The organism is Pseudarthrobacter sp. NPDC058119 (genome assembly GCF_042884655.1).
Lineage (GTDB): Bacteria > Actinomycetota > Actinomycetes > Actinomycetales > Micrococcaceae > Arthrobacter.
The window spans coordinates 79161-105460 of sequence record NZ_JBHVTN010000004.1 but is presented as its reverse complement, the minus strand read 5'-3'; the positions used below and the strand labels follow the sequence as shown (position 1 = coordinate 105460).

27 protein-coding genes and 1 tRNA gene are annotated in these 26300 nt (G+C 67.0%); 6 read left to right on the top strand and 22 right to left on the bottom strand.

Annotated features, from left to right (window positions below; translation table 11 throughout):
- Window positions 1-11: 11 nt before the first annotated feature.
- Genes ACFVTD_RS10470 through ACFVTD_RS10445 form a run of 6 tightly spaced genes read right to left on the bottom strand, consistent with a single transcriptional unit; the run spans window position 12 to window position 7512 of the window.
- Window positions 12-1742, bottom strand: a complete 1731-nt coding sequence (locus tag ACFVTD_RS10470; RefSeq protein WP_387562022.1) for a protein kinase — start codon at window positions 1740-1742, stop codon at window positions 12-14.
- On the bottom strand, window positions 1739-3199 hold the full coding sequence (locus tag ACFVTD_RS10465; RefSeq protein WP_387562019.1) for a peptidoglycan D,D-transpeptidase FtsI family protein: 1461 nt from the start codon (window positions 3197-3199) through the stop codon (window positions 1739-1741). The genes ACFVTD_RS10470 and ACFVTD_RS10465 overlap by 4 nt, the downstream gene beginning before the upstream one ends.
- Entirely contained in the window at window positions 3196-4584 is a 1389-nt protein-coding gene (locus tag ACFVTD_RS10460) for an FtsW/RodA/SpoVE family cell cycle protein (protein ID WP_387562016.1), read from the bottom strand. The genes ACFVTD_RS10465 and ACFVTD_RS10460 overlap by 4 nt, the downstream gene beginning before the upstream one ends.
- A complete protein-coding gene (locus tag ACFVTD_RS10455) occupies window positions 4581-6290 on the bottom strand; it encodes a PP2C family protein-serine/threonine phosphatase (RefSeq protein WP_387562013.1) in 1710 nt (569 codons plus the stop codon). Before ACFVTD_RS10455 ends, ACFVTD_RS10460 begins: the two co-directional genes overlap by 4 nt.
- Before the next feature lie 2 nt (window positions 6291-6292).
- A complete protein-coding gene (locus ACFVTD_RS10450) occupies window positions 6293-6775 on the bottom strand; it encodes an FHA domain-containing protein (RefSeq protein ID WP_141158780.1) in 483 nt (160 codons plus the stop codon).
- Window positions 6772-7512 carry an FhaA domain-containing protein gene (locus tag ACFVTD_RS10445; RefSeq protein WP_387562009.1) on the bottom strand — a complete coding sequence of 247 codons (741 nt, stop codon included), beginning with the start codon at window positions 7510-7512 and terminating at the stop codon, window positions 6772-6774. The genes ACFVTD_RS10450 and ACFVTD_RS10445 overlap by 4 nt, the downstream gene beginning before the upstream one ends.
- Window positions 7513-7906: 394 nt before the next feature.
- Between ACFVTD_RS10445 and ACFVTD_RS10440 the strand changes: the two genes are divergently transcribed.
- Window positions 7907-7989, top strand: a tRNA-Leu gene (locus ACFVTD_RS10440).
- Between the two features lie 62 nt (window positions 7990-8051).
- Here ACFVTD_RS10440 and ACFVTD_RS10435 read toward each other — a convergent pair.
- From ACFVTD_RS10435 to ACFVTD_RS10420, 4 genes are all read right to left on the bottom strand, one after another.
- Window positions 8052-8756: a FadR/GntR family transcriptional regulator gene (locus ACFVTD_RS10435; protein ID WP_387562006.1), complete on the bottom strand. Its 705-nt coding sequence runs from the start codon at window positions 8754-8756 to the stop codon at window positions 8052-8054.
- A gap of 23 nt (window positions 8757-8779) precedes the next feature.
- Window positions 8780-9907: a mandelate racemase/muconate lactonizing enzyme family protein gene (locus tag ACFVTD_RS10430; RefSeq protein ID WP_387562003.1), complete on the bottom strand. Its 1128-nt coding sequence runs from the start codon at window positions 9905-9907 to the stop codon at window positions 8780-8782.
- Between the two features lie 95 nt (window positions 9908-10002).
- Window positions 10003-11205, bottom strand: a complete 1203-nt coding sequence (locus ACFVTD_RS10425; RefSeq protein ID WP_387562000.1) for an MFS transporter — start codon at window positions 11203-11205, stop codon at window positions 10003-10005.
- Window positions 11206-11316: 111 nt separating this feature from the next.
- A complete protein-coding gene (locus tag ACFVTD_RS10420) occupies window positions 11317-12009 on the bottom strand; it encodes a TetR/AcrR family transcriptional regulator (protein ID WP_387561997.1) in 693 nt (230 codons plus the stop codon).
- Between the two features lie 136 nt (window positions 12010-12145).
- Between ACFVTD_RS10420 and ACFVTD_RS10415 the strand changes: the two genes are divergently transcribed.
- Both ACFVTD_RS10415 and ACFVTD_RS10410 read left to right on the top strand, forming a co-directional pair.
- Window positions 12146-13537, top strand: coding sequence for a flavin monoamine oxidase family protein (locus ACFVTD_RS10415; protein ID WP_387561994.1), 1392 nt, complete (start codon window positions 12146-12148; stop codon window positions 13535-13537).
- A 66-nt stretch (window positions 13538-13603) separates the two neighbouring features.
- Window positions 13604-14086 carry a pyridoxamine 5'-phosphate oxidase family protein gene (locus ACFVTD_RS10410; protein ID WP_141158775.1) on the top strand — a complete coding sequence of 161 codons (483 nt, stop codon included), beginning with the start codon at window positions 13604-13606 and terminating at the stop codon, window positions 14084-14086.
- Window positions 14087-14112: 26 nt separating this feature from the next.
- On the opposite strand, the gene ACFVTD_RS10405 is transcribed toward ACFVTD_RS10410, so the two are convergent.
- Window positions 14113-14721: a DUF6919 domain-containing protein gene (locus tag ACFVTD_RS10405; protein WP_387561991.1), complete on the bottom strand. Its 609-nt coding sequence runs from the start codon at window positions 14719-14721 to the stop codon at window positions 14113-14115.
- Between the two features lie 60 nt (window positions 14722-14781).
- Complete coding sequence (locus ACFVTD_RS10400) at window positions 14782-15408, bottom strand: hypothetical protein (RefSeq protein ID WP_387561988.1); 627 nt, start codon at window positions 15406-15408, stop codon at window positions 14782-14784.
- Between the two features lie 163 nt (window positions 15409-15571).
- Here ACFVTD_RS10400 and ACFVTD_RS10395 point away from each other — a divergent pair, with 163 nt between their 5' ends.
- Window positions 15572-15952: a VOC family protein gene (locus tag ACFVTD_RS10395; RefSeq protein WP_387561985.1), complete on the top strand. Its 381-nt coding sequence runs from the start codon at window positions 15572-15574 to the stop codon at window positions 15950-15952.
- Between the two features lie 13 nt (window positions 15953-15965).
- Here the strand turns inward: ACFVTD_RS10395 and ACFVTD_RS10390 are convergent, their stop codons facing one another.
- On the bottom strand, window positions 15966-16367 hold the full coding sequence (locus tag ACFVTD_RS10390; RefSeq protein WP_387561982.1) for a DUF5997 family protein: 402 nt from the start codon (window positions 16365-16367) through the stop codon (window positions 15966-15968).
- On the opposite strand from ACFVTD_RS10390, the gene ACFVTD_RS10385 reads away from it, so the two are divergent.
- Window positions 16366-17151: a LysR family substrate-binding domain-containing protein gene (locus ACFVTD_RS10385; protein WP_387562677.1), complete on the top strand. Its 786-nt coding sequence runs from the start codon at window positions 16366-16368 to the stop codon at window positions 17149-17151. The two genes, ACFVTD_RS10390 and ACFVTD_RS10385, sit on opposite strands and share 2 nt — an antisense overlap.
- Window positions 17152-17249: 98 nt before the next feature.
- On the opposite strand, the gene ACFVTD_RS10380 is transcribed toward ACFVTD_RS10385, so the two are convergent.
- The 3 genes from ACFVTD_RS10380 to ACFVTD_RS10370 are packed head-to-tail and all read right to left on the bottom strand — an operon-like array spanning window position 17250 to window position 19248.
- Window positions 17250-17912 (bottom strand): DUF3618 domain-containing protein, encoded by a 663-nt coding sequence (locus ACFVTD_RS10380; protein ID WP_387561979.1) that lies wholly within the window; start codon window positions 17910-17912, stop codon window positions 17250-17252.
- Window positions 17909-18337, bottom strand: coding sequence for a phage holin family protein (locus ACFVTD_RS10375; protein WP_387561976.1), 429 nt, complete (start codon window positions 18335-18337; stop codon window positions 17909-17911). Before ACFVTD_RS10375 ends, ACFVTD_RS10380 begins: the two co-directional genes overlap by 4 nt.
- Window positions 18337-19248, bottom strand: a complete 912-nt coding sequence (locus ACFVTD_RS10370) for a hypothetical protein (RefSeq protein WP_387561973.1) — start codon at window positions 19246-19248, stop codon at window positions 18337-18339. Before ACFVTD_RS10370 ends, ACFVTD_RS10375 begins: the two co-directional genes overlap by 1 nt.
- Window positions 19249-19522: 274 nt before the next feature.
- On the opposite strand from ACFVTD_RS10370, the gene ACFVTD_RS10365 reads away from it, so the two are divergent.
- The gene (locus ACFVTD_RS10365; protein WP_387561970.1) at window positions 19523-20056 is read left to right on the top strand and encodes a MarR family winged helix-turn-helix transcriptional regulator; all 534 of its coding nucleotides are present in this window, start codon (window positions 19523-19525) and stop codon (window positions 20054-20056) included.
- Between the two features lie 13 nt (window positions 20057-20069).
- Here ACFVTD_RS10365 and ACFVTD_RS10360 read toward each other — a convergent pair whose 3' ends face one another.
- From ACFVTD_RS10360 to ACFVTD_RS10335, 6 genes are all read right to left on the bottom strand, one after another.
- Window positions 20070-20411, bottom strand: coding sequence for a hypothetical protein (locus tag ACFVTD_RS10360; protein WP_387561967.1), 342 nt, complete (start codon window positions 20409-20411; stop codon window positions 20070-20072).
- Window positions 20412-20433: 22 nt separating this feature from the next.
- Entirely contained in the window at window positions 20434-21684 is a 1251-nt protein-coding gene (locus tag ACFVTD_RS10355) for a D-arabinono-1,4-lactone oxidase (protein ID WP_387561964.1), read from the bottom strand.
- A 99-nt stretch (window positions 21685-21783) separates the two neighbouring features.
- Entirely contained in the window at window positions 21784-22617 is an 834-nt protein-coding gene (locus tag ACFVTD_RS10350) for a pentapeptide repeat-containing protein (protein WP_387561961.1), read from the bottom strand.
- Between the two features lie 32 nt (window positions 22618-22649).
- The gene (locus ACFVTD_RS10345) at window positions 22650-24416 is read right to left on the bottom strand and encodes an amidase (RefSeq protein ID WP_387561958.1); all 1767 of its coding nucleotides are present in this window, start codon (window positions 24414-24416) and stop codon (window positions 22650-22652) included.
- A complete protein-coding gene (locus ACFVTD_RS10340; RefSeq protein ID WP_387561955.1) occupies window positions 24413-25516 on the bottom strand; it encodes an agmatine/peptidylarginine deiminase in 1104 nt (367 codons plus the stop codon). The genes ACFVTD_RS10345 and ACFVTD_RS10340 overlap by 4 nt, the downstream gene beginning before the upstream one ends.
- Window positions 25517-25558: 42 nt before the next feature.
- Complete coding sequence (locus ACFVTD_RS10335) at window positions 25559-26275, bottom strand: alpha/beta fold hydrolase (protein ID WP_387561952.1); 717 nt, start codon at window positions 26273-26275, stop codon at window positions 25559-25561.
- Window positions 26276-26300 lie beyond the last annotated feature (25 nt).

Genomic DNA, 26300 nt, shown 5'->3' with positions numbered 1-26300 from the left:
GGTCCCGACAATCAGGGTGCGCAGGTAGGAGGCATTCCGGGCGCTTGGCCGGCCGCGCAGGTTGCCAGGGGCGAGATGGGTGTCGGGCCAGCCACGGGAGAGGACGACGTGGGGGCAGGGCTCGGTGCCGTGGTGGTGGGCGCAGGGCTGGGAGCGGTCGCATAGACCACGGTGATCAGCGAACCCTTGGGCACCGTCCCGGTGGGGTTGAGCTCCAGCACCGTTCCGGGCGTCTCCGTGCTGCTCTCCTGCGGAACTACGGTTACCTGGAGCCCCATGCCTGCAAGCGCAGCCTGGACCTGCCGGTAGTCCTTGCCGAGGTACGCGGCCGGAATGACGTTGACCGTGGACTGGGTGGGCGGCGTGGTGGGCGTGGGGGTCGGCGTGGTGCGGGTCTGCGTCGGCGTTGCGGACGGCGTGGTCCGCGTGGGCGTAGCGGACGACGGCGGTGCGCTGCTGGCTGTGGCGCTGGCGCTGGGATTCCCGGCCGGCGAGAAAAGTCCCGCCTGGTTCAGGAGGAAGCCCACCAGGGCGAAGAGCAGCAACAGGATCAAGGCGACCAAAGGCCAGGTCCAGGGGCTGCGGCGCTTGCGCCGGGGCTCATCGGAGGGCCCGTCGTCGTACGTCTCTTCCTCCTGGTCCCAGTTGCGCTCGGCAGCCAATGCGTTGGCGCGGGCAAGCGGCCCCTGCGCCCGCTCCGCGTCGTCCGCGGACGCGGCGTGGGCACCGGCAGCCATGGCTGCGGCCGCTCCTGCTGCGCCCGCACCCATCACCGGCAGTGCCGAGGTGGCGGTAGGGGCTGAGTCGCGCTGCGCACCAATCACGCCGGTGGGGGCGGTGGCGGTGTCAACAGGAGCCGTGATGGGTCCCGTCCCGGCGTCGAAAAGCAGCATGCCCGGCACCGCGGCGCGGGCGGCATTCACATCTCCGTTGCGGATGGCCTCCGCTGCTTCGGCAAGCTTGATTGCATTCGCCGGCCGGTCCTTGGGGTCCTTGGCCAGCATGGACATCAGGAGCGCCCGGACCGGCGCCGGCAAGCTCTCGGGAAGCGGCGGCGGGGCGTCGTTCACCTGGGCCAGCGCAATCGCGATCTGCGATTCGCCGGAGAAGGGACGGTGGCCGCTGAGGCACTCGTAGCCGATGACGCCGAGGGAGTAGATGTCCGAGGAACCGGTGGCGGTCTGGCCCGTTGCCTGTTCGGGCGCCAGGTACTGCGCGGTTCCCATGACCTGCCCGGTCTGGGTGAGCGGCACCTGGTCGGCGAGGCGGGCGATGCCGAAGTCGGTGACCTTGACCCGCCCGTCCGGGGTGATCAGGAGGTTGCCGGGCTTGACGTCGCGGTGGACCAGGCCCTGGGCGTGCGCGACCGCCAGGGCGCGGGCGGTCTGCGCGATGATTGACAGCGTACGGTCCGGCGAGAGCACCTGTTCGTGCTCGATGATGCTGCTCAGCGGCTGCCCCGGGACCAGCTCCATGACCAGGTAGGCCGAGCCCTCCTCCTCGCCGTAGTCGAAGACGTTGGCGATCCCCACGTGGTTCAGCAGGGCGGTGTGGCGGGCCTCAGCGCGGAAGCGCTGGAGGAATCCCGGGTCGCCGGTGTACTCCTCCTTCAGCACCTTGATGGCGACGATGCGGCCCAGGACGAGGTCTTTGGCCTTCCACACTTCCCCCATGCCGCCGATCGCAATCCGGGTGGTCAGCTGGAATCTGCCGCCGAGGGTGATTCCCGTTGTAGGCCTCACTTATTCAACACCGCCTCAAAAATCTTCTTCGCGTTGGGACTGGTCAGCTTTGCTCCCGCGTAGATGTCTACGCCTTCCATGACGATCGTGACGCTGACCTTCGGGTTGTCAGCGGGGGCGAACCCGGTGAACCACGAATTGTTGGTTCCGTTTCCGAGTTCGGCGGTGCCGGTCTTGCCCGCGACCTGGACGCCGGGGACGGCGGCGCCCTTGGCAATACCGTCTGTCACCACGCTGGTCATCCATTCCGTGATCTGCTTGGCAATTTCCGGGGTGGTGGACGTCCTGAGCTGTGACGGCTGCGGCTCGTCAATGACCCGCAGGTCCGGGGAGCGCAGGGTCTTGATGAGGCTTGGTGCCATCTGGGCGCCCCCGTTGGCAATGGCGTTCGTCATCATGTTGACCTGCAGCGGCGTGACCCGGACATCCTTCTGGCCGATGGCGGACTGGGCCAGGCCGGGAGCGTCGAGTTTGTCGGGGAACCCGTTACCCGACGCGTGGCCGAGCTTCAGCTGGCCCCCGACGTCCTCGCCGAACCCAAACTTCTTGGCCTGCGCGGCGATGGCGTCACGGCCCAGGTCCAGGGCGATGCTCGCGAAGGGCGTGTTGCAGGACTGCTGCAGCGCGAACGCGAACGAGGCGGTGTCCCTGGTGTAGCAGTTGCCGCCGGCGTAGTTGGGCAGTTTGTACTGGATGCCGTCAAAGGGCATCTCGGCAGGGTTGGGCAGGACGCTGTCCTTGTTGTACTTCCCGGAGGCCAGTGCCGCGGCGGTGTCCACCAGCTTGAAGACCGAGCCCGGGGCGAGCAGCTCGCCGGTGGGGCCGCTGACGTTTTGGTTGAGGTTGATGCCCGGCACCTTGACCAGCTCGTTGATGTTGGCGTTTTCGGCCTTGGCATCCTGGGTGGCCACGAGGTTCGGGTTGTAGGACGGCTTTGAGGCCATGGCCAAAATGGCGCCGGTCTTGGGATTGGTGACCACGATCGAGCCGCGCTGGCCGTCAGGAATCAGGCTGTACGCGAGCTGCTGGATCTGGGGATCGATGGTCAGCTCCACTGACGCGCCCTTGGGCTGGTTGCCCAGGAAGAGCTGGCCCACCCGGTCAAGGAAGAGCTGGTCGGAGTTCCCTGCCAGCTCAGCGCCCATGGTCTGTTCCAGACCTGTGGCTCCGTAGTTCTTCGAGAAGTAGCCGGTGATGCCGGCGTACAGTTCCGGCTGCGGGTAGGTCCGCTGGAACTTGCACGTTTCCGAACCCGTTTCCGTCGACTCGGCCACGGGAGTGCCACCGACGATGATGGCACCGCGGTCGTTGCAGTAGTTCTGCAGGATGGCGCGCTGGTTCAGCGGATTGGTCTTGAGGTCGTCGGCGCCCACCACCTGCACATAGCTGATGGCACCAAAAAGCAGCGCAAACATGGCAACTGCCGCTACCCATGAGTGTCGAATTGCCTGGTTCATGCCTGCTTCACCGCCTCGGTTGGAGTGTCAATACCGTTTGCCGCCGCCGCACCGGCGGGTGGGAGCGGGGTTGTGTCCACCGGCCCACGGGCAGCATGGGAAATCAGCAGGAGCAACCCCACGATGATCCAGTTGGCCAAAAGGGAGGATCCGCCGGCCGCCAGGAACGGGGTGGTGAGCCCGGTCAGCGGGATGAGGCGCGTGACGCCGCCGATCACCACGAAGCACTGGAGGGCCACGGCAAGGGACAGGCCGCAGGCAAGCAGCTTTCCGAACGCGTCGCGGGTGCCCAAGGCTGCGCGGAAGCCGCGCGTGACGAACAGCAGGTAGAGCAGGACGATGGCGAACAGCCCAATCAGTCCCAGCTCCTCGCCCAGCGAAGCGATGATCATGTCACTGTTGGCGAATGGGACCAGGTCCGGGCGGCCCTGGCCGAGGCCGGTACCCACCAGCCCGCCGTTGGCCATGCCGAACAGGCCCTCGATGACCTGCCGGCTGCCGTTCTCGTAAACGTCGGGGGAGAAGGCGTTCAGCCAGCCGTAGACTCGCTGCTGCACGTGGGAAAAGACCTGTGCCGCCACGAAACCGCCGCCCAGGATCAGCGCCAGTCCGATCACCACCCAACTGATCCGGCTGGTGGCCACGTAGATCATCACGATGAACAGGCCGAAGAACAGCAGGGACGAGCCCAGGTCGCGCTGGAACACCAGCACGCCGATACTGACCAGCCAGGCCGTGACCATGGGACCCATGTCCTTGAACCGAGGGAACTGCATGGGGCCGATCTTCCGGCCCGCTAGCAGGATCAGGTCCCGGTTGGACGAAAGATACCCGGCAAAGAATATGGCCAGCGTAATCTTGGCGACCTCGCCCGGCTGGAACGTCATCGAACCGAACCGGATCCATACCCGGGCGCCCAGGATTTCACCGGCACTGATTCCCGGGACAAGCGGCAGGATCAGCAAAAGGGCCGAAGCGGCCAGCGAAATGAAGGTGAACCGCCGGAGGATGCGGTGGTCCTTGAGGAAGAACACCACCGCAATGGCAACGGCCATGGCAATGAGGGTCCACCGGAGCTGGTTATTCCCGGTGTCCTCGCCCGGAGCGTCCAGGCGGTGGATCATCGCCAGCCCCAAGCCGTTCAGTGCAATCACGATCGGAAGTATTACCGGATCTGCATATTTAGCGCGGAAACGCAGGACGCCGTGGAAAATGAGCGCGGCCACTGCCAGGAGGCTGGACTGGAACCAGAAGTCGGAGTCGAACGCCTTTTCCTGGTCCACGCCCACCATCATGTTGGCGCCGATGCCGACGGCGAGGGCCAGCAGCAGCAACGCAAGTTCGACGTTGCGGCGAGGCTTGGGCATGGTGCTTACCTGGCTCATTTGGCCGCCTCGCAGGTGATGGTCGGAGTGGGTGAGGGGGACGGGGCTGGCGGCGCTGGCGCGGGTGCATCGGTTGCCGGCGGCGGGGCGGCCGCGGTGGCCGGAGGTGCGCTGCCAGGGGGCGGGGTCGCGGAAGCGGAAACCTTGGGGCACTCCTCCTCGGGGGAAGTGGTCCCGGTCAGCTCCAGGTTCTTGACGATGCGCTGGGCGTCGTAGAGGTCATTGGCCGGGACCGTCTGGCGGACCCGCTGCTGCGAGAAGGGTGGAAGGGAATCCATCCGGATGTCCGTCACCGCTTCGAGGGAGGACAGCTGGATGGGACCCAGCCGCTGGGACACACCGTTGTAGATGGCCACGCGTGAATCGAACTCGCCCACGTAGTAGCGGGTCTGGGTCCAGGCGTAGCCAAGCCAGAGGCCCACCGCCACTACGACCAGCACGGCGGCCGCAATGGACCAGGTCAGCCAGCGGCGTGGACGCAGCGCCGGCAGCGCGTCCTCTCCGTCGGAAGGTTCCGCCTTGTGGGTGAGCAGCGTGGCGGCGCGGCGGGCCACCGTCCGGCCTGCCACCGTGGGAATGGAGCCGGACTCGGCGGCAGCGGCGGCGGCGCCCACCAGCTCGTGCGGGCGGGAGGCAAGTTCCTCCCGCAGGACCTCAGCCGAGAGGTGCTCGCCAAGATGGGGGTCTGTGCTTCCGGATTCGCCCTGGCCGGCTTCGGCGGCGTCGCCATCTGTCGGTTCCTTGGCCGGGCCGGAACCGGGAGCAGCGTCCCCGGAACCGGGAGTGGTATCCCCGGGGCCGGAGACGGGTGTTTCCTTGGGATCCTCCGCGGCGGCTTCCGTTGCAGCGGCGGCAGGGGCAGCCTCTGCCGCGGCAGCGGGCTTGCTGCCCTGCGCCGGTGGGATGATTTCGACGGCGGCCGTGCTGACGTCGTCGGGCGTTTCCTCCACGATGTCCACCATGACCACGGTGACGTTGTCGGGGGAGCCGGCCTCGAGGGTCAGCTCCACCAGGGTTTCGGCGCACTCGTGCAGGTTATGGGTTTCGCGGACCGTCCGCTCCACTGCGTGCGCGGCAACGTAGTTCAGGCCGTCCGAGCACAGGAGCCAGCGGTCCCCGGGCCGGGCGTCGAGGGTGTCCAGGTCCAGTTCCGGGCTGGCGTCGACATCGCCAAGGACGCGCATGAGGACATTCTTGTGGGGGTGCGTTTCGGCTTCTTCAGGCCGCAGCCTGCCTTCGTCGATGAGCCGCTGGACGAAGGTGTGGTCCACGCTGACCTGCTTGAATTCACCGTCGCGGAGCCGGTATGCGCGTGAATCACCGATATGGGCGAAATGCAGCTTGCCCTGGGCCAGCAGGAGGGCGGTGACGGTGGTGCCCATACCCGCCAGCTTCGGATTGATGTGGACCAGCTCGGAGAGGAGGGAATTGGCGGTCTGGATCTCGTCCGCCAGGATCGTCCCGGCGTCGTCACCATGGTCCGGGCTGTCCAGGTGGATCATGTCCAGGACGGTTGCGGCCGAGGCGACGTCGCCGCCCGCATGTCCTCCCATGCCGTCCGCGACCACGGCCAGGTGTCGGCCGGCATAGGCGGAATCGTCATTCTTGGCACGTATCCGGCCAACATCCGACCGCGCGGCGAAGCGCATGATGAGGGGCCGCTGCGCCGGACTGGGGCCGGTTGCGGGGCTTTCGGGAACGGCCACGGTTACGGCCTCAATTCAATGACCGTCTTGCCGATTCTCACGGGTACCCCTGGCTCGACAGGCAGGGCACGGGTAAGTTGCTGGTCTCCCAGATAGGTTCCGTTGGTGGAGCCGAGATCCTCGATGAACCAGCGGCTTCCCTGCGGAAAAAGCCTGGCATGGCGGCCGGAGGCGTAATCGTCCTCGAGTACCAGGGTGGCTTCCTGGGCGCGTCCCAGCAGGATGGGGCTCGCTGCCAGTGGAAGGGTCCGGCCCTTGAGCGGTCCTTCCAGCACCACCAGTTGCCGGGCCTGCTGTTTCACGGGCTGCGGCGGCGTTTCGGCCAGTTCGGGGTTTCGCCGGAGCTGGCGGGCAGTGGGTGCGCCGGCCGCAGCCTTGCGGCCGAGCATCAGGTCCCGGCGCATGGCGGAAACGATGCTGAAGATCAGGACCCAGAGGAGCAGCAGGAAACCGAACCGCAGCGCGGTGATGGTGAGGTCGCTCATGCGTGGCCACCCTGGTTGGCAGGAAGCAGGCGGAAGATGATCTTTGTCCGTCCCATCGTGATGGTGGAGCCGTCAGTGAGTTCGGTGCTTCCGGAGACTTTTTGGCCGTTGACATAGCTGCCGTTGGTGGACCCGAGGTCCACGGCGCGGGTGACCCCATTCTCCGTGCGGATCTCCAGGTGGCGCCGCGAAACGCCCGTGTCTTCGATGAGGATGTCTGCCTCGGATGACCGGCCCAGGACAATGGAGGGGGCGTTCAGCGAATAGCGCTGCCCGTCAATATCCAGCACCGGCTGGAGCCTGACCGGCTGCCGGATCGGAGCCGCCGGAACGTTGGGCCGGGGCTGGGCGGCGCCGGAACCCTGGGACTTTTCGGTCGAGGAAGCTACTTCAAAGTCACCGGCCCGGAGTTCCGCGTCACGACGGAATGAAATGCGGACGGGACCCTGGAGGGTGTAGCCCTGGCTGCGGACGTGGTTGATGACGACGTCGCACAGCTCCTCGGCCAGCGGCGTGCCCCATTCCTGTGCCCTGCCGAAGTCATCGTTGCTGAGCTGGACGTCGAAGACATTGGGCACCAATGTGCGTCCGGCGGCCACGGTGAGGGCCTTGTGGTCCACCTCGCGGCGGAGCCGGCTGGCGATCTCCACCGGCTCAACCTGGGCTTTGGAACCGGTGGAGAAGACGCCGCGGACGGCCTTTTCAATGCCACGTTCAACCTTGTCCAGCAGACCCATGGTGCTTCTCCTTTCCCCCCGGCTCCGGGGCAGTCGTTGTTGCCGGCCGCATCTGCGGGGCAGTCCACCGCCGTGCGGGGATGCCCGCCGGACGTGGCCGCTCCTACATCCGATACTAATGGCCAGCCCTGCGAATGACCTTAATCAACAACGGCCGGGCGCCGGCAAAAGTTCGGAACTGTGACCGTCCCCGGCGGCTATGGGGCGGCCAGCCCGGGGCGGTTGCCGCCCGAAAGTTGCATGGTTCCACACGATTCAAGAACGGTTCGGGAGGCCTGTGGAAGGGCGGCGCACGGCCAATTGGTAATTTGCGGCATCTGTCCGTTATGCTTGATCTCGCTGCTTTTACGAGGCACGGAACGGGAAACCGAAACGGCTGCGTGGGAGAAGTTGCGCGCGAGTGGCGGAACGGCAGACGCGCTGGCTTCAGGTGCCAGTGTCCGAAAGGGCGTGGGGGTTCAAATCCCCCCTCGCGCACGCAAGTGGAAGAGCCCCGGTCTTAGGACCGGGGCTCTTCTGCGTTTCCCGCAGGCAACCTTCTAGCTGGACGGGCGCGCCGAAGCCTTGAACCGGCGTCGTGAGTTGGCCAGGTGGCTGCGCATCGCTGCCGCCGCGGCAGCTTCGTCGCCGTCGGTGATCGCCTCGAGGATGGACCGGTGCTCCTGGACCACCTGGTCGAAATGGTCCCGGGCGTAATGCTCGACGCCGGTCATCAGGCGGGTGCGCGGCATGGCAATCATTGTTTGCCCCAGCGCAGCCAGGCAGTCGGAGTAATACGGGTTGCCGGAGGCTGCAGCCACCGCCCGGTGGAACTCGAAATCCGATTTCATGGCATGGGCGGGGTGGCCGGCGCTTTCGGTGAAGGCATCCAGTGCCGTGACGACCGCCCGCAGCTGCCGGTCCGTGCGGTTCCGGGCCGCCAGCGCTGCAGCTTCTGTCTCAACCCCCATACGGAAGGCCAGCAGGTGCAGCCTGTCCTCCGTGGTGGCCACCGGCCGGACGCCCGGCACCGGCAACGGGCCGTCCGACGGCGGCGTGAGGGCGAAGCTGCCCCGCCCCCGCTCGGTTTCCACAAGCCCCTCGGCCTGCAGCCGGGTCAGCGCCGCACGGACCACCGTCCGGCTCACGCCAAACTCACTGATCAGGGTGTTTTCGCTGGGCAGCTTTTCACCCGGCTGGATCACGCCGTCGACAATGCGGTTGCGAAGGTCAGCGGCAAGGTCCGCGGTGAGGTTCCGGCTCATGGCTCAAGGTTACGGCTTTGGGGTTAGGCGCCGAATTCCACGCTCTCGGTGGTCCAGGCGCGCGCCTGGTCGCTGAGCGTCACGCCAAGGCCGGGGCGGTCCGGGACGATCATGCGCCCGTCCTTGGTTTCGAGGCGCTCGTTGAACAGCGGATCCAGCCAGTCGAAGTGCTCCACCCACGGCTCCCGCGGATAGGCAGCCGCGAGGTGCAGATGGATTTCCATGGCGAAGTGCGGGGCCAGGCCCAGTCCGCGCTCGTCCGCGAGGGCAGCGAGGCGGAGGAACTGGGTGATGCCGCCGACGCGGGGGGCGTCGGGCTGGATGATGTCGCAGCCGTTGGCCGCGATGAGGCCCTTGTGTTCGGCCACCGAGGCGAGCATTTCTCCGGTGGCGATGGGCGTGTCCAGGACCTGGGCCAGGTGGGCGTGGCCTTCGAAGTCGTAGGCGTCCAGCGGCTCCTCGATCCAGACGAGGTCGAACTCCTCGAGCCGGCGGCCCATGCGCAGGGCGGTGGCGCGGTCCCACTGCTGGTTAGCGTCCACCATCAGCGGAACATCCCAGCCGATGTGCTCCCGGATACCGGCAACGCGGCGCAGGTCCTCCTTGCTGTCCGGGAGGCCTACCTTGACCTTGATGCCGCCGATGCCTTCCTCGATGGACTGCGTGGCGCGTGCTTTGACCTCGTCCAGGGTGGCGTTCAGGAAACCGCCTGAGGTGTTGTAGGTCCGCACGGAGTCGCGGTAGGAGCCGAGGAACTTTGCCAGCGGCAGGCCGGCGCGCTTTGCCTTGAGGTCGTACAGAGCGATGTCGACGGCGGCAAGGGCCTGGGTGGCGACGCCTGACCGTCCCACGGACGCGCCTGCCCAAAGGAGTTTGGTGTAGATCCTGGCGATGTCGTTAGGGTCCTCGCCGATGAGGCCTTCGGCAACTTCCTTGGCATGCGCGTACTGGGCCGGTCCGCCGGCCCGCTTGGAGTAGCTGAAGCCAATCCCTGAATGGCCCAGTTCGGTGGTGATTTCGGCAAACAGGAAGACCACCTCGGTCATGGGCTTCTGCCGGCCGGTAAAGACCTTGGCGTCACTGATGGGAACGGCGAGAGGGAGGTGGGCGGTGGACAGCTTGACGTGCCGGATCAGGTCGACGGTGCTCATGGGTTCTCCTCGTGGCGGTGGGCGGGCTTCCTTGCCTGCCAACCAATAATACAAGTGTAAAACTTGTATTACAAGTACGTCCCAAATGGTCCCCGTCATGCCTTCGGAGTGGTGTTGCGCGACAGTCCGAAAAGGATGAGCGCTGCGAACGCCGCCCCGGCGCAGATGCCGAACACGCCCTGGTACCCGAGTCCCATGCCCGGTCCGGCCGCGATGATCACGCCGGAGACTATCGCTCCGATGCGCCTGGTGTTGGTGAACAGGCCGGACGCGAACCCGGGCCCGGGTATCAGGTCCTGGAACAAGGTCAAGCCGATGCCCGCAACGGTGCCAAAGAACCAGGCGTTGAGCGGTTGGACGGCGATCAGTAGCACGGGCCCCGACAGTACGGTCATGGCAGCGTAATAGGCAACGCCGGCGATGCAGCCGGTCGCGAGGATTGCCTGGCTGGAAAACCGGCGGCTCAGTTTTCCGATAAGAAGCAGTGCAGGAATCTCCAGCAATGCGGAGATTCCGAGCGCGACGCCTGACCATATCAGCGGGAGCCCGAGGCGATCGGTGACAAAGAGTCCCATGACCGATACCGCGGCACTGTTGGTCGCCTGCAATGCCACGAAGCCGCCGACAATGAGGGCAACAGCCGCGCGGCGGACCGGTTGCCCGCCGGCGTGGAGCGTCGGATCCGGGTCCGGATCCACGCTCTTTGCTGCGCGGCGCTTGGCGATCATGCCGGCGGTTGTGGCGATGTTGAGGAGTGCGATGACGGCCAGCGCCGGAAGGATCGCACGGTTTCCCAGCGCATCCATGATGAAGGTGGCCAGCGGCGGACCGGCTACCCAGGCGAAGGACACGATGGCGCGCGTGTTGATCACCGCGGAAGGGGCAGCCTTGGCATGCTTCATATCGGCGAACAGGAGGGACACTCCGACGCCCGCGGGACCGCCGAGGACGACGAGGGCCACCACCGCAACCGGAAGGGCTGTGGTTATGGCGAGGGTTCCGGCGAGGGCCAGGGTAAGGGCTCCGCATACGAGGAGGGGCAGGAGGTAGTCCCTCCTCCTGTCGGCCCACGACGGTATTCCCAGCGCGGCGACGAATCCGCTGGCGTTATAGACGCCGAGGACCCATCCGACGTCAGCCGGGCCGGCATCGTATAAACCGACGAGCAGCAGTGCGAATTGCAGGCCCCAGCATAGTGCGGCGGACGATGTCAGCAGGGGAGTCGCAGCGGTGGCCACAGTGGATTCCGTGCCATGCTGCCGATGGGTTCCGGCTGGCTGGTCTTGTCCTGTCCGCACGTTTTCTCCTATTTTGGCGATACGTTCCTTCGCCCCACGCCATAGTAGGAAGGTGCAGCCCCACGAGGGAGGGAATGCTGATACCTTCCTCGGGCCGCCGAACAGTGCATTTCAGTGCCGCAGCGTGGCCAGTCCGGAGATCAGTGCGGTGAGGCCCAGTTGAAAGGCGGTGTCTGCCTGCCGGCCACCCTGGGAAGACGCGGAGGAGCTCCGGACGGCGGCAGTGAAGTGTGGGGTGGACTCTGCCATGGACCCGGAATCGAAGATGTCCTCCGGGGCCGTGACGTCGTATGCGGAGCCGAAAATAAAGGACTCCAGCGCCACGATGGCGGGAATGATGCGCTCCTGGGGGAATCCGGCGTCGGAGAATCCCTTGCTGACCGTCTCGTACATGGCAAGGGTCTGCGGGGCATCCGTTACCGGCAACACGGCAATGACGGGGATGAGGGGAGTATGTTCGGCGAAGACGTCCCGGTAGCTCCATGCCCAGGTGTGCACGGCATCTTCCCAAGTGCCGCCCTCAAAGCCTGAGACGTCCACCAGCGACATGAGGTGATCCTCCACCAGCAGCAGGACGTCCTGTTTCGATGCCACGTGGTTGTAGAGGGCGGAGGGCGCCACATCCAGCACCTTGGCGAGGGCGGCCATGGTCAGTCCGTCGTACCCCTTGCGTGCGACCAGCTCCAGTGCCGCCGCCGTGATCCCCGCCTTGTCCAGCACTGCCGCCGAGGGCCGGCCCGCCCGCCTCCTCTGCGCTCCGCCATTGCTGGTGGTGCGCCCCTGTGCGGCTGATACTGCCGGCATTCCTGCCCTTTCGTCGTCGTCCCCTGCATTATTCCATTCAGCACTTCCGCTGCCGGGAGGCACCGGCTATAGTTCTTACTAAATGAACGGCATTCATTTAGTGGTCCCCGTCACGTTGGGCCGCAGAGAGGACATCATGCTGAACCTGAACCGCGACGTTGTGGTCGTTGGAGCCGGGCCGTCCGGACTCACCGCCGCCCGCGAACTGAAGAAGGCCGGACTCACCGTCGCCGTGCTTGAGGCGCGCGACAGGGTGGGTGGCCGCACGTGGACCGACACCGTTGATGGAGCGATGCTCGAGATTGGCGGCCAGTGGGTTTCCCCGGACCAGACCGCCCTCCTGGGACTCCTCCGGGAACTGGGCCTGGAGACCTACCCGCGCTACCGCGACGGTGAATCCATCTACATCGGCTCGGACGGCACCCCCGCGCGCTACACGGGTGAGACCTTCCCGGTGGACCCGGACACCGCCGTCGAAATGGACCGGCTGGTGGCGCTGCTGGATGGCCTCGCCGCGGAGGTGGGACCCACCGAACCTTGGGCCCACCCCAAAGCGCGTGAACTGGACACGATCTCCTTCCATCACTGGCTCCGGCAGAACTCCGCCAATGAGGAAGCCTGCAGGAACATCGGCCTGTTCATCGCCGGTGGCATGCTCACCAAGCCGGCGCACTCCTTCTCCGCCCTGCAGGCGGTCCTGATGGCCGCTTCGGCCGGCTCCTTCACCCACCTGACGGACGAGGACTTCATCCTGGACCGCCGCGTGGTTGGTGGGATGCAGCAGGTGTCCCTGCTGCAGGCGCAGGAGCTGGGTGACGACGTCGTCCTTGATTCGCCGGTCCGCACCATTAACTGGGAGCCGGACGCGGACGGTGGCCACCGCGTCACCGTCGAGTCGGACCGTGCCGCGGTCAACGCCCGGTTCGTCATCATGGCCGTGCCGCCCAACCTGTACTCCCGCGTCTCCTTCAACCCGCCGCTGCCGCGCCGGCAGCACCAGATGCACCAGCACCAGTCCCTCGGCCTGGTCATCAAGGTGCACGCCGTCTACAACACCCCGTTCTGGCGCGACAAGGGACTCTCCGGCACCGGCTTCGGCGCGGATGCCCTGGTCCAGGAGGTGTACGACAACACGAACCATGGTGACCCGCGGGGCACCCTGGTGGGTTTCGTTTCCGATGAGAAGGCCGACGCCGTTTTTGAGTTGAGCGCAGAGGACCGCAGGAAGGCCATCCTGGAATCCATCGCGGGCTACCTGGGCGACGAGGCCCTGACCCCCGAGGTCTACTACGAGTCCGACTGGGGCTCCGAGGAATGGACCCGCGGCGCCTACGCGGCCAGCTATGACCTCGGCGGCCTCCACCGCTACGGCAAGGACCAGCACGCACCGGTCGGCCCGATTTACTGGTCCTCGTCGGACCTCGCCGCGGAAGGCTACCAGCACGTGGACGGCGCCATCCGCATGGGCCGCATCACCGCCGCGCGCATCGCCGAGGTTGCCAAGGTCCCAGTGGCATCCGGCTGGTAAATAAGCATGCTTACTAATAGGCTGGCGGCGGGGAGTTTCCCCTACTTTCGACGAACGAGGTGAGGCATGACTGACGCGCAGAGCATCAGCAAGGTTACTGAGATCATCAACGATTCCAAGATCGGTATGGTCACCACCATCAACGAAGAAGGCGCCCTCGTCAGCCGCCCGCTGGCCGTCCAGGAGGTTAAGGACGACGGCGACATGTGGTTCTTCACCGGGCTCGGCACCTCGCAGGTCGCCCATGTCCGGGCTGATCCGCGCGTCAACGTCGCCTTCGGCAAGAACACTGAATGGGTTTCCGTAGCAGGGACCGCCGAGGTGGTCACGGACCGCGCCAAGATCCACGAAATGTGGAACCAGGTTGTTGAGGCATGGTTCCCGGACGGTCCTGACACCCCCGAGGTCTGCCTCCTCCGGGTGGACTCGGACTCGGCCGAATACTGGACCAGCCCGGGCGGCACTGCCGCTACGGTCCTGCAGTGGGTCAAGTCAAAGGTGACGAACAGCCGCATGAGCGTCGGCGAAAGCGGCACCGTGGAGCTGTAACACCGGCTATTGGCGGGGCGGGGCGGCTACGGCTGTCCCGCCCTTTCCAGTGCCTGCAGGACTGCCGGCAGGAGTACGTCATTGCGTCCCCAGACGGGATCCAGGATCTCCACGTACCAGGAATCAGCGAGCAGGAGGGCCAGCGCATCGTTGGTCTCCCCGGCCCAATCCTGGATTTGATCGTCTGTCACGGGATTTTCGCTGGACCCCAGCACTGTGGCGATCTCCGTTCCGGCCAGGGTCACGGGAATGGCGGCGCTGCTTGCCTCGCCCGGGGCATGGGCCACGGTTACGAGTTCGGTCCGGGTGGACAGCGCCAGCAAGCCACGCGCGGTTTCGGCGCCGCAGAATCCGGTGACGTACTGCCGCTGTGCGGCGCCATCGGCAAGGATGCCAGGCTGGGATTCCTTGGTGAACAGCCCGCTGCGGTTCAGCTCCGCCAGCGCTGCGGCGATCGGTTTGGTCTCGGCGTCGAAAACTGCGGCGAAATGCCCGGGCTGGTACGAACTCCCGCCTTCCAGCCACCGGGCCGTCAGTTCACCGGCAGCCTCCAGCGTGGTGGCTTGCCGCCAGACTCCCCGGTCTTCCAGGAGCCGGCCGTACTGGTCATGGGCAGGCAGTTCCTCAGGCTTCATCCTGGGATGCTATCGCCGGTCCTCGGGGGCAATCCAACCCCTTCGACACAGCAGTTAACGTCAACCGGCCCGCTCGGCCGGCAGCGCAGCAGGAATCCCCGCTGCCCGCTCGGCCGCTGCCAGGGAAGAAGCCAAGCTTCCGACGGCGGCCGGGTAGCCCGTGTGCGTGGCGGTCCGCAACTGGTCCGCGGTCCGCATGGCCTTGATCAGCGCGGACGTTTCCGGCAGCCGCACGTCGGTCAGCGCCGGATAGTCGATGCTGCAGCCGGGATCCAATTCGTAGCGCTGCCACCGGAGTATCAGCTCGTCATGCTGGATCCGGGCCGCTTGATGGGCGGACAGCTGCTCGCGGTGCTCCCGCCGGCCGGCGCGCCACGCCAGGATACGGGGGCTGGCCCGGTATGCGGCGGTGCCCGAGGCGGCAGCCGCCGCAGCCAGCACCAGTCCCGCCCATGGCGACGCCAGGGCCGGGATGACGAGTGCAGGAAGGGCCACGCAGGATCCGAGGAAAAGGTCCCAAAATAGCTGGTCCGGCGCCTGCGGTGCTTCACTTGCCGGCGCCATGGACCGGCGCCGTACAACGAACACGGTGGTGGCGACGCTGGCTACCAGCGCCGGACCGCACAGTAGGACCGCCCATGCACCTTGAAGCAGTCCCTGGTTCAGGGATTCCGCCAAGATGGACATCCTGTACCTCCCGCGCCCGCCATTCCCCGCTAAGACTTGGCCCCGGCCGGAAAGCACGGGGCTGGTCCTTCCATTGGACCGTCTTCCGGGCACAGCGTCAATGGCTGGGAAAAGGGGGGACTGACAGACCGGACGGCATGGCGGAGGGCGGTACCGTGGGACCATGCGACTCAAAATGTGCAGCATCCACGTCCAGGACCCCGCGGCCGCCCACGCCTTCTACACCGGCACACTCGGCTTCGACACCCTGATGGCCATGCCGGAGTACAACCTGTACATCATCAAGGACCCGGGAGCGGAGGACAGCTCGGTGGGACTGCTCCTGGAACCCAGCGACAATCCCATCGGCGCCAGCTACATGAACGCCGTCCGCGAGGCCGGCCTTCCTGCCATCGTGTTCGGGGTCCCCGATGTCCAGGCAGAGTATGACCGCCTGGTGGCAGCCGGCGTCAGCTTCAAGACGCCGCCCACCACTGATTCATTCGGGACCAGCGCCGTGTTCGACGACGGCTGCGGCAACTACATCCAAATCCACCAGGACTGAGGGGCCTGGCGTATTAGGCCTGCGCGCGGTCCTTCTTTGCCTGCTTCCTGGCAGCCTCGTCCTTGACCCGCTGGGCTTCGGCGCGGACGGCTGCGTGCGTGGCGCGCTCGGTGACCAGCCACTGCGGGGGAGCCTGCAGCAGCGCGGTGATCTCCGCCGTCGTCAGTGCTTCCTCGACGCCGCCGCGGGCCAGGCCGCTGATGGAAACGTTCAGCTTCTGGGCCACCACGGGGCGGGGGTGCGGTCCGTTGCGGCGGAGTTCGGCGAGCCATTCCGGCGGGTTGGCCTGGAGTTCGGCAAATTCTTCGCGGGTAATGGTTGAATCCTGGAACTCCTGCGGGGTGGCCGGCAGGTAGATGCCAAGTTTCTTGGCAACGGTGGCCGGCTTCATGGACTGGGAGTTTGCAGAGGTCATGCTTCAAGGGTATCCGGGCGGCGGGTACTGTGAAGACGTGCCCGCCGACAACACCCCCGCCCCTGATGCCCAGCCCGCCCCTGATGAGGCGGCCCCGCGGGTGCTGCGCATCGCGTATGTGGCAGGGGTGACGCCGGGCAAGTGGATCCGCCGCTGGGAAGAGCGGATGCCGCATATTCCCCTTGAAGCATTCATGGTCGACGACGGCGTGCAGCGCCAGGTGCTGGATGGCGGCCAGGCTGACATGGCCTTCGTCCGCCTTCCCATTGAGCGGGACGGACTCAGCGTGATCCCGCTGTACGAGGAGCAGCCTGTGGTGGTTGCCCCGAAGGGTCACGAAATTTCAGTGTTCGAGGAAGTGGCGCTTGCCGACCTCGCACGGGAGTCCTTCCTTGATCCTGAAACCCTGGGCGGACCGGATCCGGCGCTCCAGGTGGTGGCCTCGGGGGCCGGCCTGCTGATCCTTCCAATGTCAGTAGCCCGCCACTTCAACGTCAAGGACACCGTGGCGCGCAGGCTCACCGGAGCCGAGGCGACCGAAATCGCCCTGGCGTGGCCGGCAGAGTCAACCGATGACGTTCTGGAGGAATTCATCGGCGTGGTCCGCGGCCGCACCGCCCAGAGCTCCCGCCAGCCCTCCGCCCAGCCACAGAAGGTGAAGAAGGAACCCAAACCGGACCGCCGCGGTACTGGCACCAAGAAGGCACCCAAGGTGGCCCAGCGCTACGCCCCCAACCCGGACAAGGGCCGCGGCAAGGGGTCCCGCAAGAAGGGCAAGCGCTAGCCCAAGGGGCCCGCGCAAGGGCCGGACACTGCCCGGAAGCAGGGAAAGCCGGCTCCGCATTATGCGGAGCCGGCTTTCCTGTTGCTGCGTGGTGTTGGTTAGGTGTTTTGGATGTTGTCTTTGGCGTCGGTGGCGCTGTCTTTGACGTCGGTGGCGGCGTTTTGGCTTTCGGTTTTGACGTTGTGGGCGGCGTCGGTGGCGGTGGCTTTGACGTTGTCCATGGCTTCCTGGGCGGGTTCCTTGAGGTCCTGGGCCATGGTTTTAGCGGCGTCGGTGACCTGTTCTGCGAGGGGTTGGGCGGCGGTTTTGAGGTGGTCCGCGGCTTCGCGTTCCTTCTCGCTGGCCGGGATCAGGGAGGAGATGAGCATCCCGGCGCCGAAGGCGATGAGTCCGGCGGCGAGGGGGTTCCCGGCGGTTTTGGCTTTGACCTGGTCCGGGGCGTGGGAGACGGTGTGGCCGGCGTCGGAGAGTTTCGCGGAGACCGCGTCTCCTGCCTGGTGGAGGTTGTCTCCGGCGGTGTGCATGGCGTTGGTGGTGTGCCCGGCCCCGGTGGCGGTGGCGTCGTGGACGTTTGTGGTGGCGTGGTCTGCTGCGCCCATGATTTTCTCCTTCACGCCGGTCACGGCGTCGCGGACCTTGTCGGTTTGGCGGTGGACGATGTTGGACGGGGTGACTTTGTCGGCCACGGCGTCGACGTTGGTGCCCAGGCGTGCCCGGGTGGCTTCGATGTCTGCTCGGATGACGTCGGGGTTTTCGCTCATCGGTTTACCTCGCCTGGTTTGAGGGTGGGGGGTATTTCGGAGAGGGTTTCCCCGGTTTGGGGCAGTCCCTTGATCTGCTTGAGTTCTTTCCGGCCGATGGAGGCCAGGACCGCGGCGATGATCGCCCAGATGACGGCGACGATCAGCGCGGCCCAGCCCAGGGCCATGACGGCGCCGAGGGCCCACATCAGGGCCAAGGAGAGGAAGAGCAGGACGAAGTGTCCGCCGATCCCGGCGCCGGCGAGCATGCCGCCGCCCTTCCCTGCCCGGGTGGTGGTTTGTTTGAGTTCGGCCTTGGCCAGTTCCACTTCCTGGCGCATCAGGGTGGACAGGTCCCGGGTGACGTCCCCGAGCAGCTCACCGAGCGAGGCGTTCTCCGCCTTCAGGTGCGCCTCGGTAGCCGGCTCCGGTATCTGGCTGCTCATCACAGACCACCCGTGCCGTGGCGGCCACTGCCGTAGGTCCCGTCGGTTCCGGGGGCCTCTTCACCGGTGTAAACACCGTTTTCGGCGCGGAAGGGGTCGTCTTCGAAGCGCAGGGGAGTCTCCTCGGCAGTCCCCGACGGCAGGGTGCTGGTGGACACGGGCGCGGATCCGCCCACTGTGGGCTCATTGAAGAGGTCGTCGGTGCCGGCGGCGTATACGGTCTCCGGGTGCAGGGGTGCTGCCGGCGGTGACTGCGCGGCGCGGTGCTGGCCCGAACCCTGTGCGGGGCTGGTTGCAGGGCTGGAATTCAGTGCCTGCCCCTGCGCCTCTGGCGGGCCCGCGGTGAGGCCGCGGGTGAGGCGGCCTGCCAGGACGCCGGCGCCGGCGGCGAGGAGCAGGAAGGTTCCGGGCTTGTTGCGGGCGAAGCGCTGGACCTCGTTGAGGAGGTCGCCCGGTTCGCGGTTTTCGAGCCAGGTGGCCATCGAGGAGGTGCGCTCGGCTGCCTGGCGGACCAGGTCACCGGCCATGCCCTGCTGGTCCGGGGCGTTGGCCATGCTGTGCAGCTGGGTGGAGATGTTGCGGATGCCTTCGGCGGCTTTCTGCTGTTGGGTTCCTGCCTGGCTGGCCAGGCCTGACTTCGCCTGTCCCAGCAGGTCCTGCGCATTGGCCTTCGCCTCCTGCGCAACGTTCGCAGCCTCACCCTTGGCGGTCTGGGCCACCCCTTGGGCGGCAGCTGCGGCTTCGCCGGCAACGTTGGAGGCTTCATCCCTGGCGGCCTGCGTCTTGGAGCCACCGTCCGGGGTGGAGGGGTAGGAGGCGTACTGGGGGGCTGCCTCGGTTCCGCCATACGGATCGGCGATGGCGGGATCGTTGGTGGTGTGCGGGGTCTGGGGCCATTGGTTCTCTGTCATCTTCGCTCTCTTTCAGAAAGGGTTAGCTGGCGATCAAGAACCAGCAATGCTGGCGACTTAGTAAGCAAGGTTACTAATTAGATACTAAGCACACTTTCCATCTGGAGTGCAAGGGGTGTGGGTCTGGTTTCGGGAACCGGGAGCGCCGCGCGGACCCGGTGGCCGGCGGGGGATAGTAAGCCTACTTGCAAACATGTTGGTAAGCATGCTTATTGTAGAGGTGTAGCGACGCAGGGTGACCAGCATTTCGCCACCAATAGGAAGGCCGCGGCCGATGACCAGCAATCTCGATCCGGACGCCCGGAGCAGCTACCGCCTGATCACTTTGGCGGCGCGGCTGATCCAGCGGCGCCAGGACGATGCTCTGGCCCCCCTTGGCCTCACCCGTGCAGCCGTTATCGCACTGGAGGGCCTGACGGGGGGCCCACTGAACCAGGAACAGCTTGCCGACGCGATCAGGGTCCAGAGCCAGACGCTCGGCCGGGTCCTGACCCGCCTGGAAACCACCGGGCTTATCACCAGGACCCGCCGCTCCTCAGACCGGCGCCAGCTGAAGGTGGAGCTGACGGACGCCGGTGTTGCAGCCGTCGAAGCGGCGCGGCAGGCGGAGGTCAATGCCTATCCCGACGATCCGGATATCGGCTGGAACGTACTTCGGGAGGAGCTCACCAAGTTTGTCCGCGCCGTCCCGCTCAGCCGGGATACCGCGGTGGTCCCGTTCGCTCCGCCGGACCACCGCGCGGCGCACCGTCCCCAGGCCGGCCGGGCAGCCGGCATGCGGGGATGGGAACAGCCGCGCCAAAACTGACCGGCGAACGGCCTTATGCCCGGCAGGCGTCCTGCAGTGCCCTGAGGGAATCTGCGGGCACTTGGTCTCCGGATTCAGCAACCTGGCCCAACGGCGTCGTGATCTCCTCGGGCACCCCTGCCGATTTGGCGGCCGAGACCAAGCCAGCCAATGCCTTGCGGTCCTCCGCGCTGACCAGGCCGTCCTTGACCACTGCGCAGATTTGCCGGTTGACCTCCTGGGCAGCGGCCGAGGCAGCTTTGGAGGCGGCATCGCTGGCGGCGTTTCCTGCCGCGTCCCCCACTGCGCCGCATCCTGTCAGCAGGAGGGCGGCGGCCAGGGCGGTTGCGGGTACGACGGCGGGGCGGAAAGTCATGCCCCCAGCGTACCGGTGCTCCCTACCGCCGGGCCGGGACACCCAGGATGCTGTCCAGCAGCCCGTTCCGGAATTTGCCTTCGGGATCATGCCCGGCGGCAAACGCACGGAAATCTGCGAAGCGCGGATACAGGGCTTCCCAGTCATGGCCGTCGGGCGTGAACAGCTTGCCCCAGTGCGGCCTCGCGCCATAGGGGCGCAGGGCTTCCTCCAGGACTGGAAGGAAGGCTTCCACCTCAGCCTGCAGCGGCTTCCAGGTGAAGTGTAGTGCGACGCTCTGCTGGCGGTGGAACGGGCTGAGCCAGAACTCATCCGCGGCGCCGGTGCGTATCTCCGAGACGAACAGCAGCGGCGCGAGGCCTTCTGCCAGCGCGCGGACCGCCTGGAGGGCGGCCGGTGCGTGTTCGATGGGAAGGATGAACTCACTCTGGAGTTCGTCCCCGTTGCTCGGGGTGAACTCGTGCCTAAAGTGCGGCAGCCGGTCCAGCCACAGCCCGGGTTCGTCCAGCTGCGCTGTGCAGTTTTCCGCCGACATATCCGGCAAGGGGTGCCGGGGCTGCAGGGCGGCGGTGGCCCCGAACAAGCTGGGAAGCGGCAGCTCCCCGTCCAAAGCCTTGAGCCAGACCTGGTTGACGGCACCGCCTGCGTAGTCCGTGAACAGGCTCACGCTGTAGGCGGCCGACGCGATGGCCCTGAAATCGGCCAGGGCGTTGTCCCACGGCAGGTCTTCGAGGACCCGCTGGCGCATCCTGAAGCTGGGGCGGACCGCCAATTCCAGTCCCGTGACGATTCCCAGCGCCCCGATGCCCACCACGCTGGCCAGGAACTCGTCCCCGTCCGCGCGGGTCAGGGTTACCTGCTCGCCGGAGGCGCGCACCAGGTCGATCGATTCCACGGCGCCGGCGAGGGACTGGTTCTCCACGCCCGAGCCGTGGGTGCCGGTCTGCACCGCACCTGCCACCGAGATGTGTGGCAGCGAGGCAAGGTTGTGGATGGCGACGCCGGACTCCTCAAGTGTCCGGCACAGCGCCCCGTAACTGACGCCGCCACTGACGCGCACCGTGCCACGGCGAGGATCCAGCTCAACCCCCTGCGGCAGGGCATCAAGGAGCACGTGGACGCCCTCAGTGTCGCCCACGCGGTTGAATGAGTGCCGGGACCCCAGGGCCTTGACGCGTGGTGAAGCGGCCACGATGGCTGCCAGCTCCGCAACGGACTCCGGCCGCCTGACATCAGCGGAGGAGTATTCGAGGTTTCCTGCCCAGTTCTTCATCGAGTGGCTTTCGCTTGGCGTCGGTTTCCTCCCACTGTCAGCGCTCACAATCACGGCTGTCAAGGTACTTCCGCTGGCTGGGCGGGGCACCGGTGCAGGTCACAGGACCCAGTGGCCGGGCCGTGCCAACCCTGCGGGGAGGCGGGTGGCCGCGCTGCCGCGGCCCGCGGCCACCTGCGCCTGGGTGAGGAAGAGCGCACGGCTGAGGTCGGCGCCGTCGAGCCTTGCATCCCGCAGGTCCGCACCCAGCAGGTCCACCGCTGTCAGGTCTGCGCCGCGGAGGTCGGCGGCGATCAGGCACGCGCCGCGCAGATCCGCGCCGCACAGCACCACCCCGGCCAGGTGTGCTCCGGCGAGGTCGGAGCCGGGTGCCAGATGGGCGGGCTGCGGGGCATCGTCGAGGTACCCGGCGCGGACCTCCTCACTGACCCAGCGCAGGGCGTCGCCCACCTGCCGGTGAAGGGTCGCGACGTCGGCTGCCAGGACCTCGCCAAGGCCGCCTTCGGCGACCGTCCGGACGCTGGACTCCACCTGGCGCACCTCGTCGGCGGTGTCCGCGCTGTAGGCCGCCTCCTCAGCCTGGGCCAGGTGCCACAGCATTTCATGGAGCTGGCGCAGGATCCGGAAGGCCGCGAACATGTCCGTTGCCGTTTCCGGGTTCTCCCGCCAGGAGGTTCCGTTGAACAGCCGCCGGCTGACGGCCTGCCCCGCGCCGAAGCAGTCGAAAACCGTGCAGCCGGCAAAACCGCGGGCCCGGAGCCTGTCGTGGATGGTGCAGGAAAAGTCTGCAGCCAGGTTGGAGCACGGCGTGGCGGGCGGCTTGTCCACGGCAAAGTCTGCGGAACGGGCAAAACCGAAGGCCGTGCAGCACAGGGCAAAGCACTGCGAGCAGTCAGGCCGGAGGGCGGCCGGGTTGGCAAGGGGCCATGCCATGCGTCCAGACTACCCACCGTGGCCGGCTGGGGTCAGGCTCCTTTTCCTGCGGGTGTGGTGCGGGGCGGCGGGACACGGCGCCGGCCGGTGGCTTCGAAGGCCGCCGCCAGGCGGAGGAGCTCCGTGTCGCTGTAGGCCCTGCCGGCCATGGTGAGGCCCACCGGCATGGCGATGTCCGCCGCGAGGCCCATGGGGACGGTGACCGTGGGAATGCCGAGGTGCCGGGGGACCAGGTTCCCGTTGGACACCCAGACGCCGTTGCGCCAGGCGGTGTCCGCCGACGCTGGATTTGTGTCCGCGTCCACCGGGGCTACATCCGCGGCGGCGGGGAACACCACCGCGTCCAGGCCCAGCCGGTCCATCCATTCCTCCAGGTCCACCCGACGGGTCTCCTCGAGTCCGGCCAGGCCTGCGGCAAGGTGCGGAATGCGGGCGAGGTCGGGAACGCCGTGCTCCCGGATCCACGCGGGATAGTCGGCGATGTCGTCATCGAAGCCGTCGTAGCGGTCCGGCAGTGCGCCGTCGGGGGCGGGGAAGATGGCCGAGCCTTCGACGTCGGCCAGGCGGTTGAGCCGCGGGTCGCCGTTGGCGTCCAGGAAGTCGTTCCAGGCCCAGGCAGAGAGGTCCACGATCTCCCGGCGCAGGTACTCCGGGGGCACCAGGCCCCGGGTGGCGACGGTGGGCGCACCGGGCCGGTCTCCCTCGTAGTTGGAGACGACGGGGAAGTCCACCTCCACTACCTCGGCGCCGGCTGCTTCCAGGTCGCGGCGGGCGGCCCTCCACAGCTCCATGATGGACTCGCGTGTTTCGATCCGCTGCCCCGTTGGTCCACCAATGCCCGGGGCGTCGGCGGTGCCTGCCTGCGGATCGGCGTTGATGTACATCCGGGGCACCCCCAAACGCTTGCCTGCCAGTACGCCTGCCGCTGCGGCCGTGTCCGGAACGCCCAGGGCAACGTACGACGGCGGGCGCACAGCTGATGCCTTGGGCACCGTGATCCACGGCTGGACGCGCCAGAAATCGCCGCGGGCGTTGGCGTCGTCGGCCACCACGACGTCCAGGACCTCCAGCATGTCGGCCATGGTGCGGGTGTGCGGAACGACGACGTCCATGGTGGGAACGAGGGGCCAGTTTCCGCGGACGGAGATAACGCCGCGGGACGGTGTGTAGGCGCAGAGGGCGTTGTTCGACGCCGGGGCGCGGCCCGAGGACCACGTTTCCTCCGCCAGCCCAAACGCCGCGAAACTGGCGGCAGTGGCCGTGCCCGAACCGTTGGATGACCCGGAAGCGAAGGCGGCCGTGAGGAAATCAGCGTTGTAGGGGCTTTCCGCCCGGCCATATGCCCCGCGCTGCATGCCTCCGTTGGCCATGGGTGGCATGTTGGTCAGGCCGATCAGGACAGCACCGCCGGCCCTCAGCCGTTCAATCGTGAAGGCATCCTGCTGGGCCACCAGGTCCTTGAAGGCCGGTGATCCCGCGGCCACGGTCAGGCCTCTGACCTGGTAGCTGTCCTTTGCCGTGTAGGGGATGCCGTCCAGGGGGCCCAGGGTGAAGCCGGCAGCCCGCCGCCGGTCCGATGCCCGCGCTTCGGCAACGGCTTCCGGGTTCACCACGACAAGCGAGTTCAGGCATATTCCTGCTGAGTCATACTTCTCGATGCGCGCCAAGTAGAGGGTGACAAGTTCCTCACTGGTTACCTCTCCCGCTTCCAGGGCTGCCCTGAGTTGGCTGATGCCGGCCTCCACCACCTCGAACGGGCGGGAAGTGGCGGGCTGGGTGCTGGGCTCGGCCAGTTTCATGCTGCACCGCCCTTCTGCCGGGCCGGCTGCTGCTGGGTGATGCAGTGGATGCCTCCGCCGAAGGCGAAGATGTCCCGGGCGTCCACCAGTTCCACTGTTCGTCCGGGGTAGGCACGTTCCAGGATGCCGGCGGCGATGGCGTCATTGGGATCGTCGAAGGAGCAGAGCACCACCACATTGTTGCCGACATAGTGGTTGATGTAGGACCAGTCCACCCAGCCCTCGCCGTCCTTGAGCGTGGTGGGGGCGGGAACGTCGATAATCCGCAGGGGCCGGCCCTGGGCATCCAGTTGGCCTCCGAGAACGGCTTCCAGCTGGAGGTAGACCGCGTGGTCGGGGTGGGCGGGATCGTCCTGCCGGTGCAGCAGGATGGTGCCCGGTCCGGCAAAGGCGGCCACGATGTCCACGTGTCCGCGGGTGCCGAATTCGTCGTAGTCCCGGGTAAGGCCGCGCGGAAGCCAGATGGCCTTGGTGGTGCCCAGGGCTGCGTGGACTTCCGCTTCGACCGATTCCTTGGTGGCGCCGGGGTTGCGGCTGGGATCGAGCTGGACCGTCTCGGTCAGCAGCACAGTGCCTTCACCGTCCACGTGGAACCCGCCGCCCTCATTCACCAGGGAGCTTGGCCGGACCGGCGCATCGATGCAGGCTGCAACGCTCCGGGCAACGTTTTGGTCCCTGGACCAGGCGGCCCAGTGCTGCGCGCCCCACCCGTTGAAGATCCAGTCGACGGCGGCCAATGAACCGTCCGCCGTGTGGACAAAGGTGGGGCCACTGTCCCGCAGCCAGGCGTCGTCCAGTGGAATCTCCAGGACGTCGATGCCCGGGCCGAGCCATTCCCGTGCGGGAGTGGCGTCCCGCGGATCGGCGATGACGGTGACTGGCTCATACCGGGCGATGACCTGGGCCACCTTGCTCCACGCGGCCCGTGCCCGGTCCAGGGTTGAGCTTCCCACCGGCCCGAAAGTGTCGTTGGGCGGCGGGAAGGCCATCCACGTCCGCTGGTGGGACTCCCACTCTGCCGGCATGCGGGCTGCGGGCTCGGTGTGGGCGTGGCCGGGGGCGGCGCTGCCCGCGGCGGTGGTCGAATAAATGAATGCCATTCATTTATTATGGGGACCATGCCCGCCCAGCGCAAGGGTTTTTCAGGCCGGGGACACCGTGGTCCGGTCAACGGCCGCCACGATGGCCTGCGCGAGTGGCTCCGGTTTGGTGAGCTGCGGCCAGTGCCCCGTGGGCAGGTCGATGTACTCGACGTCCCGGACCTTGGCCAGTTCCGCGACAAACGGATGCCCCGCCGCGATCCATTCCCGGATCATGGCGGACGGGAACTCGCAGGCGATCACGGTAGCAGGTATGGAATAGCGCCGCTGGTCGTGCAGCCGCTGCTTGGCGTAGGCCACGCCCCGGGGCTCCGGTACAGCGCGGGCACGGAAGGCCTGGCGGAGCCCGTCGGTGAGGTCCACCAGGTCGGCGTCGTCAAAGTCCTCCCAGGACGGCAGGGGCACGTCATCCCCAACGGAGGGTAATTCGTCATTGATGACACCGCCTTCACCGAGCGGGCCGCTGTCCACGTAGATGGCCCGTTCCACCTTGTCCGGACGTGCATCCGCCGCACCATGGATGATGGCACCGCCACCGGAATGCCCCACCAGCGCCACCTTGCCGGGCAGGCCGTCCAGAACCTCCACTACCGCATCAATGTGGTCCTGCAGGCTGATGCCCGCCCGGCTTGCGCCAACGGACTCCTTCCCCGGAAGGGTCAGGGGGCGGGCGCGGTGCCCTGTCGCTTCCAGGACGGGCGCCACCTCCTCCCAGGAGGAGGCGTCCAACCAGAAACCGGGAACCAGGATGATGTCCATGACCGAACCCTACTCCCCGCCCCGG